We start from the raw sequence: 12701 nt of genomic DNA on the forward strand, positions 1-12701 counted from the left end.
GCCCTGTGATATGCATTTCGCGGAAGGCCGCACGCTCCATAAGGCCTGTCGCGAAGATCGGAACACCTTGCGCTTCAACTGACTCGCGGACGTGTTTGGCTGCTCGGGACTCGAAGCCCGGCAACACCCGGCTCCATATTAGAGATCGAGCTATGGGAGCTCTAGCTAGGTCCTCAGCATCTTCAATCTGAGCAATGGTCTTCATCGCGTCACGGACGTCAGGCAAGCTCGCTTGACAGGGGACAAGCACGAAATTCGATCGTTGGAGCGCTTTCAGTGCGAGCGTCGATGAACCGCCAGGCAGATCGATTATCGTCAGCTCTGCCTTGTCTTCAGCTTCTCTGAGAGCTCGGAGGATATTGTGCTCATCGATAGACGGACAAACGGTAAGCTTTTCTAGCTTGCTCTTGGCGCCAAAGGCACTCGCATGCTGGTTGAGGTCGCAGTCGAGCAGGCGAACTTCATATCCGCGATGAGCCAACACGGAACCCAAGACAGTAGACATTGTCGTCTTGCCGCAACCGCCTTTGGCGGAGGCGATCGAAAGAATGGCCATTTGCTTCTCCACGCAGGAATATTACAGACGAACCATAGCTCAGGTTCTCTTACATGTCAACAACAACATGTACATGATAACATGTAACCATTGCCCACTAAAACCGACTTCTACCCGGATTACGAGCTTTCACACTGGCCTCATCGATATAGGTCTCGACAACCTGGAGGCTCTTGTGACGCGAGAAACGCTTGAGCTCGAGCAGGTCGTATCCGTCCTGGGCGCCAGTGTTGATCGCACCGCGCCGCAGGCTATGACCTGAAAAATCACCTTCCAACCCGGCAGCGGAGCACCGCTTGCGAATGATGTCTGCGATCGCCCGGTCAGAAAGTGCGTCCTCGCCGATCTTCGGCAGGGCAGGGGAGGGCATACCGGCCTTGACCTGGGCGGGTAGCCAGACCCTGCGAAACACTGGCCCCTCACTGATACCTGCCGCACGGAACCAGGCGTTAAGCGCGAGAATAGGACAGTGACGGGTTATACCGGAGGGGATGCCGATCAGCTCGCCTTTCCGCGCCTTGTCGCCCTTCGAATGTCGCAGACGAACAATCAAGCCATCCTCGGAAAACGTCAGGTCGGACACAAGCAACCCTGAGAGCTCGGAGCGACGAAACGCCCCGGCAAAGCCTAAAAGTAGGATGGCCCGGTCTCTGCGCGAGGTCGGATCCAGACCGGGTATCGCGTCAACTGCCTCCGTCAATGAATCCCAGGTGAGAGCCGTTTTCTGCTCTGGCTGCGGATTGATTGCATTGCGCCGAATACCCGCCAGAGCCCCTGAGACCAGGGGATGGCTGGTAGGAATGGCGATCTGCGCCAGGTGATGCAGATAGCGCAGGGCCGCACGGTGGATATCAATCGTAGATACCTTTCGTGCACGCAGTGCCATATCAGAGAGATAGGCAGCGACATCATCACTGCGTGCGGGAAGGGCAGGGAGGTTGTGGTCGCTCGCCCACCGGCACCAGCCACGCACTGCCGAACGATAAGTCCGTAGCGTGTTGCCTGACTTGGCTAACTGGTTGAACACCTCGGCCGCATCGCGGGCCGTTTGCAGGGTAGCATCATGCTCAGGCAGGATGATTGAGGAGACGTGCGAGAACCACGCGGAAACGGCCGCGGGCGGTTGGCCGATGGGGCAGGGGGGTAGCTCGGCGAGTACCTTACCTAGCCTGGCGCCGCCCGCGTCCTCCAACGCCCCAACGAAGCGAGGTACACCGCTCTCTACTTCCAGACACAAGGTCAGCTTGTGCTGTTTGGGAAGAACGCCCACCAGCCGTCGTAACGCCACAAGAGCCTGATCACTCGTTTCAACCGGCTCCGCGATCGTTGTGTCGGCGGCAAAATCGCCATTCGGCAATTGGCCGCCGGCTAGAACTACGGAAAGGGGAGGGGCAAACACTGCCTGGGATAAGATTACGGTTGCGTTGCGCAACTCTGCATCCCCGATAAGACCAATGGCGGTGCCATCCAGGCGATCGAGGACGGCTTGCCGGCCTACCGATCGGCTTCCAAACAACCGAACTTCATCAATCATCGACGTGTAGTCCGACTAAACCTCATCCCTACCCCCTATACCACGGTCGGAACGCGGTGCGAACGCGTGGATTGCGACTGCGATAGAAGTGCCGGGAGTCTCGGCGAACGAACGCTATGCCGCACGCCGTTAAGATCTGATCACGGCCAAGTCCGGGTTAGGATCCCGCCGTTCTACTGACGTTATTATTTCAGTCTTTGTAGATCCCGTCCAGGTCACACTGTGGGCAATACCCTCCGCCAGGGTTGCCTTTCCATCCGCATCGTCCGCAGATCAGCACCTCATCCTCATCGATACGAGCGGCAGGATGATAAGGATCTGCATCCTAATCGTGCATCATCCACTGGTCACACACCTCCAGAGGGAGGTCCGTCACCGCCTGCACAAAGCCGACTGCCTCCTGTGTGTGATAAACTGGGGTCCCGTTCTCTGTTCTGATGAATGATGCAAACTCCGTTCTATCAGCGGCCAGGACTTCGCTGCCGCTTGCTGCATCAGCGTCAACTATCCCAATCAGCGCTGCATAGCGAAACCCGACGTCGCTGAGACGATCGCGGAGTTCGCTGTCACCTTCCCAAGGAAAGGGCTTACTCTTTTTAACCATCTCGTTAATCCATAAGCTGAGGAATACATGGAGAATCTAGCTGATGGTCTGCTGATCCTCAATCTTTGTTTCGTATAATTTACGAAGAGCAGTCCAGTATCGGGGATCGGTTGTCAGGCATGACTTTCTTCGACGACAGGTCTTCCACCTCACTAAGTTCGCCTACTTCATGCTCCCGGTAGTTTGAGCGTCACGGCAAGGATTTCATGCTCAGTATGAACCGAAACCAGGGTCATGCGAGCCACGCGATGTAGCCCTTGCCGCCCCTCAATTGTATACACTGGATAATGCTCGAGTGCCTTCGCGAGGAGCGGTCCGCCGTGTTGGGAAAAATAATTGCCCAGGCCGAGCCGGTGTTCTTCGGTTGCCTTTCCGACTTTCTCTTCCAGATTAAGGATATTGGCTGCGCTTTGCAGCGCGCCGACCCATGACCACGATGAATCCGGCGATACCCCTATCTTGGACAGTGAAACAGGTTCGACCTGGCAGGTGTTTACCTGAAAATCGGACAGGAAAAAACGCGCTTCGTCATAACGAAGACCGGCGGACAAGCTCGCGCTGATTGGAGCTTCAACCGGGCCCATCGCAAGAGTGCCCGATACTTCGATCGCGATCCGGTTGCCAGCATTCAGGGTCGTCGTAGCTTTCATCAGACGGAACTTGCAGCCGGCCTTTTCAACTGCGAGGGGTATTTTTTTATCGATCCGCTCTTGGATCGCCCGGCCCGGTATCCTTATCGTGACTGTCTTCATCCATCGGAATGCTGCAACGATGACGCACAAGCACAATATGGTGGCGACTGTTAATACAGTGATGAACTGCGACATATTTTCCTCGGTGTACACTCACGGAATGAGGGTATTTTAAATAATCGATCATTGGAGCGGTAATCTGAGGTACCCAACGGCCCCGCTTAGGTGGCAGAAACGGACCAGTCGTCACATACTCCCAATCCGTTAGATCGCCGCGCGCCATTGATGTTTTCACTGCGCGTTATGCCACAGGCAAGAAGTGAGCCAGATCTCAGGCTGGACGTACTTGAGGCGACGAACTGGACCCTTTCAAATCGTCACTCGCCTGCTCTTTTTTTCGATAAAACTCAGCTAATTTTCTAAGCCAAAGCTCCTGATCAGGATCTTTGTTGTCAGCCGCCACAGCGACTTTACGCAGTAATACAAGTTCTTCGCGGTCAATCAGAGTGACATCCAGATCCGACAAGGTTGAGCGCAGAATCTCCGTAGCCTTGTCCCCGATAGCGGATGGATCTGGTCCCTGGGATGCCGCCCCGGAGAACCACGCGGGGGCCGCGAAACTCTTAAGCATCCCACTCGCTTGATTTGAGGCCTCGCTCAAAATGCCAACGGCGAGGCGCCTGCCAACAGCTTCAACAGCGTCGCCAGCAAGAGCTGCTGCTCCTACACAAACATCCGGAATCGACATTATTGCGAGACCAGCCAATACACCTAGAACCACTATGTAAATCCTTCCTTAAGCTCTAGAATTTCTGTGAGGCGGGGGGATGCGTTGTCAGAGGCGACGGACCTTGCATCCTTGCGTCTAATTGTCGGTCATGGATTATTTCTTTAGGAAAAAAGGCTCCAGAAGAAGACCGAGACCGACACACACGCCGAGACCACCGATATCACTGCACATACTTTCGATATGGTGAGCGCGCGCCCTGGCTGGGGTGCTGCGTCACTTACGCCTGGTTGTTGCTCAAGAAATCCGCTCGTCATCTCATTATCCTCGATGGGGGGGATTGGTTGTCACAAGTTTGGTGCGATAGGCACCCAGCTTTCCGGTCAATGAGCGGACGGACGTCTCTTACGATGCATCGTTACTACATCATCAGGGTTAGCCGTAGGAGCTGCTGCGACGATACGCTGCCAGTACGCTTCTGCGCTCGGGATTATGCCCCGTCGTTCAGCAAACTCTAGGAACGCACGCGTTGTTAGAATGTCGATATCGGCGCTCACCCCATAATCGCCAATCATGCGCGGCACACGACCGTTCTCGTAGACAATCAAGACCGCGTTGGACGACTGATCAACTTCTTCGCGGAGCCACCCGACGATCGATAATTCCCCGGCACCTCTCCACCGGAACGCAGGATCAGCACGCCGCGCTGTGAGAAATGCCCGGCCAACGTCAGTTGTCTCAACAGAAACTGGCGCATTTGATCCAGGTATGAGGCCAACATCAAGCCAAGCCTGAATCTCTTGAGCACCCGGCTTATCGAGCGAGGCAGTTGCTTCAAGAGCGACCATGTCCGTTACCACGACACGGCCTCCGACCTCATGCAAGAGATGCAATGCCTTTGCCTGTGCGAGATGAATCAGTGGACCAGTGTCAGGAACGATAACGTCCGGCCGTTCGATCTGCGCTTGAGGCTCTTCAGGAACAGTCTGCATCGTTATCCCCTGCTTCGAGTTATATCATCACCATAAGCTGCCACCGCTTGAAAGTCAACCAACTTGACAACAAATACAAATCGCTATATCTAAAATCCAGACCGGTTGAACAGGATCCATAATTTGTCTGACTCCGATCCTTCCACGACAAAAAGACATTTGGTTGGCTATGTGCGGGTCAGTACATCCGATCAGAATAATGAACACCAGATCGACTCTCTTATTAAATTCGGGGTCGATCCTCGGGATATTTTTGAAGACAAAGCTAGCGGCAAGAACATGGCACGGCCTGGTTGGAAAGACTGCTGGCGGGACATTCGAGAGAAAGATATTTTAGTCGTCCACTCTATTGATCGTCTCGGTCGCGATTTGGTCGAGGTCGTACAGACAGTCAAAGCCTTACATGATCGGGGCGCCGACCTAAAAGTGTTGACGATGGATCTCGACACGAGAACACCTACAGGACGTCTAATCTTCGCGGTTGTCGCCGCCATGGCGCAGTGGGAGAGGGAACTAATCGTTGAGCGGACCCGAAACGGATTGGCTGCCGCACGCGCAAGAGGAAAAAAGGGGGGACGCAAGCCTACCCTGACAGATGAACAGGTCACCGAAGCACTGGCCAGAATACAGGCAGGCGAGCATGCTAAGACGGTCGCCGCCGAATATGGGGTATCGCGCCAAGCTATCTACAAGCGGTCTAAAAACATGCGGAAGGAAATCGAAGGTGACTGACAACCAGACGACGACCATTGGTGGATCACCGTTTAACCCAACGGTGTTTGTTATCCCCGGGGCGGAGATGGATGCGGGTGATTGGGCGCACGCCGACAGGATGCGCTTCGTCGAAGTGAGGAAGTTGTACCCGGAACTGGCACACTTTAGAGACCTAGCACTGGGTTGCGCGATAGGTGACTTTGCGTGCGATTATTACATGGTCGGCAGTCCGCACGAATTCATGTATTCCGAGCGCGACGAGAATTTTTTACATTATTGTTGGTGGCGTCAAACTCGTGGCCTTTGGGACGGAGATTGCTCAGATGACGAGCGGCTTTCGGGAGCGAACGAGTGGAGGGCGGGATATCATGAAAGCGCGCGCAAGAGTGACTGACACCAAAACGACTGATGAAACGTCAGGTAGCGTGGATCCGTCATCAATAGCTGCAGGCTTGATTAGCGAAGCGGTTGAGTTGGATGCCAAAGCGGAGAGGGCGAAACCGTATGGTAGGAGAGATGAGTATTTTCATTATCGCGGCCAAGCCAAAGCAAAGCGAGAGGAAGCGAAGACTATAGACCTAAGCAGTGCGCGGATGATGCAGCGACTTTATGGAGACAATAAAAAATGACTGACAAGCAGACGACGGATAGCGGCTTTTTTGGTTGGATCCATTACGCGCGAACGTCTGATGGCATTCGCATCGCGAAGTGCCGCGTCTGACGATATCCGCTGATATCAAAAGCTGGAACCGCTGGTTCCAGCCTAACTCCTGCCACTTTTCGCCCGCCCACCTACTTCCAATAATATTGGCTACCCTAATCAGTGCATAGGAGGCCACACCGGAACTCATTGTCCGGAATGGGGGAAGAGCGGACATCCCTGCCAGTGCTGGGGCAGTTCAAAGCGCACAAGCAGTTTTGTCGTTTACTGACGCCGCCCTGCTACTCATAGAAAAGATGAAGTCAAGTTCTCAGCGGGACGGACTTGATGGTGAGGTGTCTGGGGTGTCTGGTCTCCGCCGCTGAGCCAAATCATACTCCAGCCTTGGAAACCTAACTTCAAGTTCGATCCAGCGAACCGGAAGTATATTTTGAAACCAGGTATCGGGAATCGGCCCTTTTCCCGGGATGGCGTAGCTGCGTAGTTCGTTCATCGCGTCTGTATCACGTCCCAAAACCTTCTGCAGAAGGCTGCGCCTGGCCCTAAGGGGTAGAAGCTCATGCTGTGTATCCTCAGGCTCGATCCATGCTGGGGAAGGACTAAAGAGATGGTTCATTATGAACTGTACGAAGGATATTTTCTCTTCGCCATCTGCAGAAAATATATCGCCAATATTTTTGTCGAGTTCTGTTCGAAGCCACATGGACGAATCGCGAGCTATTTTTTCTCCGCAAAGATCCGGATATAGTCTGGCAGCTTCATCGATGGAGGATTGAGCCCCGATCAAATCCGCCACCCGGTCCGGGCAATACAGGTTATATAATATGAGTTTACCCATAAACCTTTTAAGGTTAGCGATCTTTTCGCTTTGCCCATTCGTATCCTCGAAATACGCGTCCGAGTCCCAATCCGGATTAATACCTTCGCCAAATCTATAAGGCCTCGCAATTTTTGCCTGTATTAGATAAATCCACTCCCTATTGTTCTGAGCAGTTGCATTATTACTGGTATCTTTAAACTTTATAATTAATGCGTAATCGGACTGGGTGATATCTCCCTCAAATTTCTGCGAAAAACTCTCGAATCCGAAATATACTTTATCGTTTTGTACGCCGTCTAATGATATGGCATTGCACTCCTGAATAAGATCAGACGCCGTATACGATAAGCCTTCCATAGGGTTTTCTATATCGGTTCCCCTTCGCAGGCGGCGCGACACTTCAACTTCGCCCATCTCTCCATGCGAAGAGCGAATTTCCCGACCTATATTACTATCGAGTCCCAGTAAAAACTTTTTTATCGGAGTAATGTATTCTCTAGGTAGCATATGAGTCCTACTCACCCCAATGATGGAAAGATTACGAATTAATCGCCATGATAAGAACCATTTTCCTGCAATAAGATAAAGATAAATGCGATCCTGTCAGTGACGGATAAGAACCTCTATATTCGATCGAAAATAAGTTGAATGAACCGCCTCGATGTTGACTAAGACCAAATTGCAAGAGCCCTTTTGGAAATTCGGTGTGAGGGGCTTCGAAGCGGTCTGGCACGTGATTCTAGGGCGGGATGTGAACGACAGAACATCGATGCCTGAAAACCAATATCAAGCGAGAGCTGACGTCCTTCACTGAGCGCAGCCGTATAGGCAGGGAGATGACCTGCGCTGCATCGGAACCATGCCTCGGAGGCATGCTTTCTGCACAATCCGTTGCCGCTTTACGCCGACACCACCTACTTCCGATAAGATAAGCTACTTGCAGGAGTTTCGTATCTAGGCATCCCAGCCCAGATATTTTCTTCGGACTGGGGTGAGAGCGAATAGTCAACTTCAGGGCTAGCATGGCTACGACCGCATACCGTGATCACCGCGAACGATAGCTTTCGGTCTAGAAAATACGTCAATCAGCGTGTGCCGGCTCGACTTCGTCTGCAACCACGTCATCCACTTCCAACATAGGATTTTCGGCTGGGTCAATATCTGTAACGCCGAGCTTTTTAAAGAAAATAGCATTCCTCATGTGTGCATCGTTAAGTAGTTTTCGATAGCTGATCACCTCTACGAAGGCGTCAGGATTGCGGATATATCCAACCCAGCCATCTCCATCAGGAGTAGGATGGAAGGCGTGTCCCCTAAAGGCATTTTGAAGCTTCGGCGTCATATCGGCTATGATGTAGCAGTGAAAGGCTGCATCTTTAAGGCGTGCCGATACAACCTTTCCTCTGACGTCCTTGAGGTCCGCCTTTTGAAATCGTCCGATGTAATCGATAAGCTGAGTGAGCGGATTATTGTTGCCGTCGTATTCTGGCCGCCCCGGCCGTTTAAATTCAACTAGAACGACGGTGTTGCCCGCGTCTTGTTCCTGCCAAGCAAAACAGTTGTCATAGAAGAATGCAACGTCCGGTCTCTCAAGTGACGAGTCAGACGTATAGTTTTTGAACCGCAAATCCGATGCAAAGTGCGAGAAAAAAGCCAGTCGATCATCTAGCAACCACAGGTTATGGTTAGTTATTTCTAGCTCGCTTGAGGTTTTCCGCATCGGTATAACAAGATCGTGGACAGCTTCTTCGAGATAATGAGCGTCACTCTCGTCACGACGACCAATGTATCTTTCAAGGATGTCGAGTACTGACTTACGGAGTAGAACATATTCCGCTAGCACTCCACGCTGCTGCTCTTGCACAAATTTCTGGTAGCTTTCAGTCATTTTCTTAACTTCGGCGTTGATCTGAGGTCTTTCCTGTATAGCTTTCTTGACCCTCTCGGCCTGGTTCATCTTACGGAATCGGTTGATACACATGGACGAAAACACTTGTTCTTTTGACGTAGCCCCTGCAGGGAGGCTGTCTACGAACGTCTCCATCTCATCGTTTAGATAATGAAACTGCGGATATTGTCGGATAACATCCTGAGTAGTTTTTCGCTTCTGCTCTTTAATTCGGACAACATAAGCATCAAGATATTTAGTGACGCTCCCGAGGAGGGAGCGGCGAATCTCACGGCTTTCGTCTCCGTCAAAGATAAATTGCGTCCGTTCTTGGTTAACGTGGTCGTCCAGATGAATGCCGTGGACACAGCCGACATAAACATCTCCATCGTCTAGGGCCTTAAGACCGATAGCGTCGTCAATGGGCTGTTCATCGACTGCGCGCTCGTGCGCAGTCAAGTAGAGCCAGTTCCATGCTTTCCGGTTTGCGTCTGAGCGAATTGCTTTGCTTGCTCTGATATGTCGTATTGTTAATTCTATCGCCTCGTCGTCGTTAAGTTCAACGACAACCTTCTCCTCGCTGGTGTGTCTAACCAGATCTGCAAATGCTTGGCGCAAATCGATGGTCTCAACGCCATCCGCGACCTCAATCGCTGGCGCGGACCCAGCAGCCAGGAGGGCCATGAAATGTCCCATCAACCGTTGCCTGATGACGGCCGGGTCGACTGGGCACCTGCTCCCGTATGAACTCTGGAATGCTCGAAGCGCCACCTTGGTACCTCTGCTCTGAGGCGCGTCGTTCGTGCTCGATCGTGGAACAACTTGGTCACGTTCGCTAAGTAGGAAGTCGAAAGACCTTGAGTTTAGCTGCCCCAGATCATCATGATAGGAACTGTCGATACGAATATTACTGAAGATGCGCAGCCAGCCAAGGCGCCCTATCCCCTTGCCACCGCGGTCAATCTTATGCAGGGAATCAGGCTTGAGGAATGAGGCGTAATTTTCACTGTTTAGTCCAATGCCATTGTCAGTGATTGTGAAACCAACAATCTGTGACTTCGGCTTTGTTTTGTCCTCCCGCAGGACTTCAATGACGACACGGCCATATTGCTTCGCATCCTTGCCCCACAGGTCGTCAATTGCGTGAACACCATTCATCACAGCTTCAAACATTGGCAGTAAGGCTGTGCCTGCTGATGGCTTGAGGCCCATCCTCTTCACACGACCGATGATGTCCGTCTCTAATGAGGGCATAGAATTTCAAATCCACATAAAAATCCGCCTTGCTTTTTGAGCGTAGCGAACTCGGCAAGAGTTGGCAAAAAGTAACGGATCTTAGAGGCTCAGCCGCATCTCGATTAAGAAGAATCGCTCCCCGCACGCGTTAGGCCCCGTCCGCTTTGCGAAAGCGGAACATTGCTCTCAAGGGGCCGAGATGCCGGCGGAAGCCGACATCCGGCCTTAGGTGCGACCGTATAAGCAGGGAGACGGTCTGCGCCACAGCAAAACTCTGCCTCTGAAAGAGAGATTTCGTGCCTTCCGCTGCCGTTTCGCGTCCACGAATCCTACTTCCGATAATATAAGCTATCCGAAGTAGGTCACCGCATAGGAAGACATACCGGACCTCATTGTCCGGGATGGGGGGAGCAGTATGTCCGGTTTTCGACCAAAATCTTTAAAAGCGGGCGTCTTCGCTAATTAAACCCTGACATCAGAGCGGATTTTTGACGGTCCTAAAGCGAAGATATTCATCGATTCAGCTTTCTTATAAACGGCCATATAGTCTTGGTCACCGCGCCTCAATTCCTTATCTGCCCGATATCTAATTTTCTCTTTCGACAAGATAATTTGGGGAGATGGCCGGAAATTACCATCCTCAAATTGAATATCCACGGGAATTGACTGTGAATTCGTAGGAGAGAACAAATTGTTAACGAGATTAATCATATAACGTATATGTGCATCAGGAGGCGCAACTGCGCTATTTTTATCTGTAAACCCATCCTGTATATGGCCGTCTGCCATAAAAGACACTCGGCCGGACGGTATATTCAGGTAATCCGGCGCCTTACCTGTTTTGCAGACCTCCTGTAACATCCTCGTGCGTTGGCAATGTTCGATGTGTTGGGGGGAGCCAATTTGCTCAACCTGATGAGCGATATGACAGGTCGAAATTTCACCTATGCGGCCAAGTAAACTCTCAATTGATGACAATGATAATTGTCCGGTATCATGTATTACGGCAAGTCCTTCGCTTCCATAGAAGGCACGGACCACACAAGATTCAACGCCCGAAGTGCATATACCGGCGTACATATCATCTTTCGCCCGAAGAAGGGCTGCGCCATCCTGCGTGATCTCGACAAGATTCATGGAATTTTGATCCTCCGTTTCGTGTACGTGCTCGACGCAAGCAGCAGACACTCTTTAGGTACGTATGGACTTCGTTTTGCCTTTCGAGCAACTGCGATTCTTTCATGTCCGCTTCGTTGAGGCGGAATGTTGCGTCCTGACGCCTATTATGTAGGCGGAAGCTGACTTTCTACCAGAAATTGAATTCACTCTTTCCGTTTCGACACTAATTCGTAAATCTCGTTATCGGCTCTGCGGCCAACGGCAATCACATAGATGACGATCCGTTCCTCGATGACCTGATAAGCAAGGCGGTAGCCATCTTTCCGAAGCTTGATATTGTAAAACCCTGATAGGTCGCGATAAAGCTGGTTTCCTGGAGAGTGAGGATACCAGATCAGCTTTTCCAGCTTTTTTTCAAATTTCTTCCGCACACTGCCGTCAAGAGCATCTCACTCCCTGAGTGCTCTGTCGTCGAATTCAAGACAATACTCTCTCATTCACGATGACGGCTCTTAAGCTCCGCAAAAGTCATACGATGCTTTTGGGCACGGTTTTTGAGACGTTCACGCACAATCTCGATAAGCTGCGCATCCTCGTCTGTGACGAGTGTGCGCTTGACCGGAGAGCGGCCCGTTTCAGCGATATATTCTAGGGTATCGCGCAGTGCGTCAGAAAGCGAAATGCCTTGAGCAGACAGCTTCTCAACAGCAGCTGCCTTCAGTGTCTCATCTACCCGGAATATGACGGCAGACATACTAGGCCTCCTTGCGTGTATGAAGCAGAAGATGACTGATGCCGATATCTGCTTTAAGCAAACCACACCTGCCGTTTAAACGGCAGAAAAGAAGCGAAAGCTGACATCCTTCATTGAGCGCGGCCGTATAGGCAGGGAGATGACCTGCGCTGCATCGAAACCGTGCCTCTGAGGCACGCGTTCTACCCGATCCGCTGCCGTTTCGCGCCTTTCTGCCCTACTTCCGATAATATAATGAAAGGGAAGTAGGTAAATAGCGGGAAACAGTCATTTTTTCCGATCGTCGATCTTATCACCCTAATCGCCCGTGTGCTCGACGTAACGATCATCTTTACATCGTTAATGTAATGCATTACCTTACACGCATGGAGATCGAGAGCATCAGCCACAAAGGCCTCCGACGC

General features: G+C 51.8%; 13 protein-coding genes and 1 pseudogene. 3 read left to right on the forward strand and 11 right to left on the reverse strand.

Annotated features, from left to right (window positions below):
* The 6 genes from P792_RS23755 to P792_RS23780 form a co-directional block, all read right to left on the reverse strand.
* On the reverse strand, positions 1-556 hold a 556-nt coding region (locus P792_RS23755), incomplete at its 3' end, for a ParA family protein (protein WP_084331034.1).
* A 97-nt stretch (positions 557-653) separates the two neighbouring features.
* Complete coding sequence (locus tag P792_RS23760) at positions 654-2090, reverse strand: tyrosine-type recombinase/integrase (protein ID WP_023977779.1); 1437 nt, start codon at positions 2088-2090, stop codon at positions 654-656.
* Positions 2091-2415: 325 nt separating this feature from the next.
* Positions 2416-2694, reverse strand: coding sequence for a hypothetical protein (locus P792_RS23765; protein WP_023977780.1), 279 nt, complete (start codon positions 2692-2694; stop codon positions 2416-2418).
* Positions 2695-2861: 167 nt separating this feature from the next.
* Complete coding sequence (locus P792_RS23770; RefSeq protein WP_152530140.1) at positions 2862-3521, reverse strand: hypothetical protein; 660 nt, start codon at positions 3519-3521, stop codon at positions 2862-2864.
* 196 nt (positions 3522-3717) lie between these two features.
* Positions 3718-4134, reverse strand: a complete 417-nt coding sequence (locus P792_RS23775) for a hypothetical protein (protein ID WP_152530141.1) — start codon at positions 4132-4134, stop codon at positions 3718-3720.
* A gap of 362 nt (positions 4135-4496) precedes the next feature.
* The gene (locus P792_RS23780; RefSeq protein ID WP_023977783.1) at positions 4497-5105 is read right to left on the reverse strand and encodes a hypothetical protein; all 609 of its coding nucleotides are present in this window, start codon (positions 5103-5105) and stop codon (positions 4497-4499) included.
* Positions 5106-5228: 123 nt separating this feature from the next.
* Here P792_RS23780 and P792_RS23785 point away from each other — a divergent pair, with 123 nt between their 5' ends.
* From P792_RS23785 to P792_RS23795, 3 genes are read left to right on the forward strand one after another with little or no spacing between them, the layout of a single operon-like run.
* Positions 5229-5837: a recombinase family protein gene (locus P792_RS23785; RefSeq protein ID WP_200863452.1), complete on the forward strand. Its 609-nt coding sequence runs from the start codon at positions 5229-5231 to the stop codon at positions 5835-5837.
* Positions 5830-6213 carry a hypothetical protein gene (locus P792_RS23790; protein ID WP_023977785.1) on the forward strand — a complete coding sequence of 128 codons (384 nt, stop codon included), beginning with the start codon at positions 5830-5832 and terminating at the stop codon, positions 6211-6213. Before P792_RS23785 ends, P792_RS23790 begins: the two co-directional genes overlap by 8 nt.
* Complete coding sequence (locus P792_RS23795; protein WP_023977786.1) at positions 6206-6448, forward strand: hypothetical protein; 243 nt, start codon at positions 6206-6208, stop codon at positions 6446-6448. Before P792_RS23790 ends, P792_RS23795 begins: the two co-directional genes overlap by 8 nt.
* A 342-nt stretch (positions 6449-6790) precedes the next feature.
* Here P792_RS23795 and P792_RS23800 read toward each other — a convergent pair whose 3' ends face one another.
* From P792_RS23800 to P792_RS23820, 5 genes and pseudogenes are all read right to left on the reverse strand, one after another.
* Entirely contained in the window at positions 6791-7714 is a 924-nt protein-coding gene (locus P792_RS23800) for a hypothetical protein (RefSeq protein ID WP_023977787.1), read from the reverse strand.
* 667 nt (positions 7715-8381) lie between these two features.
* Complete coding sequence (locus P792_RS23805) at positions 8382-10442, reverse strand: hypothetical protein (protein WP_023977789.1); 2061 nt, start codon at positions 10440-10442, stop codon at positions 8382-8384.
* A 444-nt stretch (positions 10443-10886) separates the two neighbouring features.
* Positions 10887-11561 carry a hypothetical protein gene (locus P792_RS36940; protein ID WP_152530142.1) on the reverse strand — a complete coding sequence of 225 codons (675 nt, stop codon included), beginning with the start codon at positions 11559-11561 and terminating at the stop codon, positions 10887-10889.
* Between the two features lie 185 nt (positions 11562-11746).
* A pseudogene (locus tag P792_RS23815) lies at positions 11747-12040 on the reverse strand (type II toxin-antitoxin system RelE family toxin).
* Entirely contained in the window at positions 12037-12297 is a 261-nt protein-coding gene (locus P792_RS23820) for a type II toxin-antitoxin system RelB/DinJ family antitoxin (protein ID WP_023977792.1), read from the reverse strand. The pseudogene P792_RS23815 and the gene P792_RS23820 overlap by 4 nt, the downstream one beginning before the upstream one ends.
* Between the last annotated feature and the right edge of the window lie 404 nt (positions 12298-12701).

This window comes from Asaia sp. SF2.1, from assembly GCF_000505765.1.
Taxonomy (GTDB): domain Bacteria; phylum Pseudomonadota; class Alphaproteobacteria; order Acetobacterales; family Acetobacteraceae; genus Asaia; species Asaia bogorensis.

What these genes read in the sequence shown, in the direction of transcription:
- P792_RS23760 (WP_023977779.1), bottom strand. Translation starts at nt 2,090, where the DNA reads ATGATTGATGAAGTTCGGTTGTTTGGAAGCCGATCGGTAGGCCGGCAA.
- P792_RS23765 (WP_023977780.1), bottom strand. Translation starts at nt 2,694, where the DNA reads ATGGTTAAAAAGAGTAAGCCCTTTCCTTGGGAAGGTGACAGCGAACTC.
- P792_RS23770 (WP_152530140.1), bottom strand. Translation starts at nt 3,521, where the DNA reads ATGTCGCAGTTCATCACTGTATTAACAGTCGCCACCATATTGTGCTTG.
- P792_RS23775 (WP_152530141.1), bottom strand. Translation starts at nt 4,134, where the DNA reads ATGTCGATTCCGGATGTTTGTGTAGGAGCAGCAGCTCTTGCTGGCGAC.
- P792_RS23780 (WP_023977783.1), bottom strand. Translation starts at nt 5,105, where the DNA reads ATGCAGACTGTTCCTGAAGAGCCTCAAGCGCAGATCGAACGGCCGGAC.
- P792_RS23800 (WP_023977787.1), bottom strand. Translation starts at nt 7,714, where the DNA reads ATGGGCGAAGTTGAAGTGTCGCGCCGCCTGCGAAGGGGAACCGATATA.
- P792_RS23805 (WP_023977789.1), bottom strand. Translation starts at nt 10,442, where the DNA reads ATGCCCTCATTAGAGACGGACATCATCGGTCGTGTGAAGAGGATGGGC.
- P792_RS36940 (WP_152530142.1), bottom strand. Translation starts at nt 11,561, where the DNA reads ATGAATCTTGTCGAGATCACGCAGGATGGCGCAGCCCTTCTTCGGGCG.
- P792_RS23820 (WP_023977792.1), bottom strand. Translation starts at nt 12,297, where the DNA reads ATGTCTGCCGTCATATTCCGGGTAGATGAGACACTGAAGGCAGCTGCT.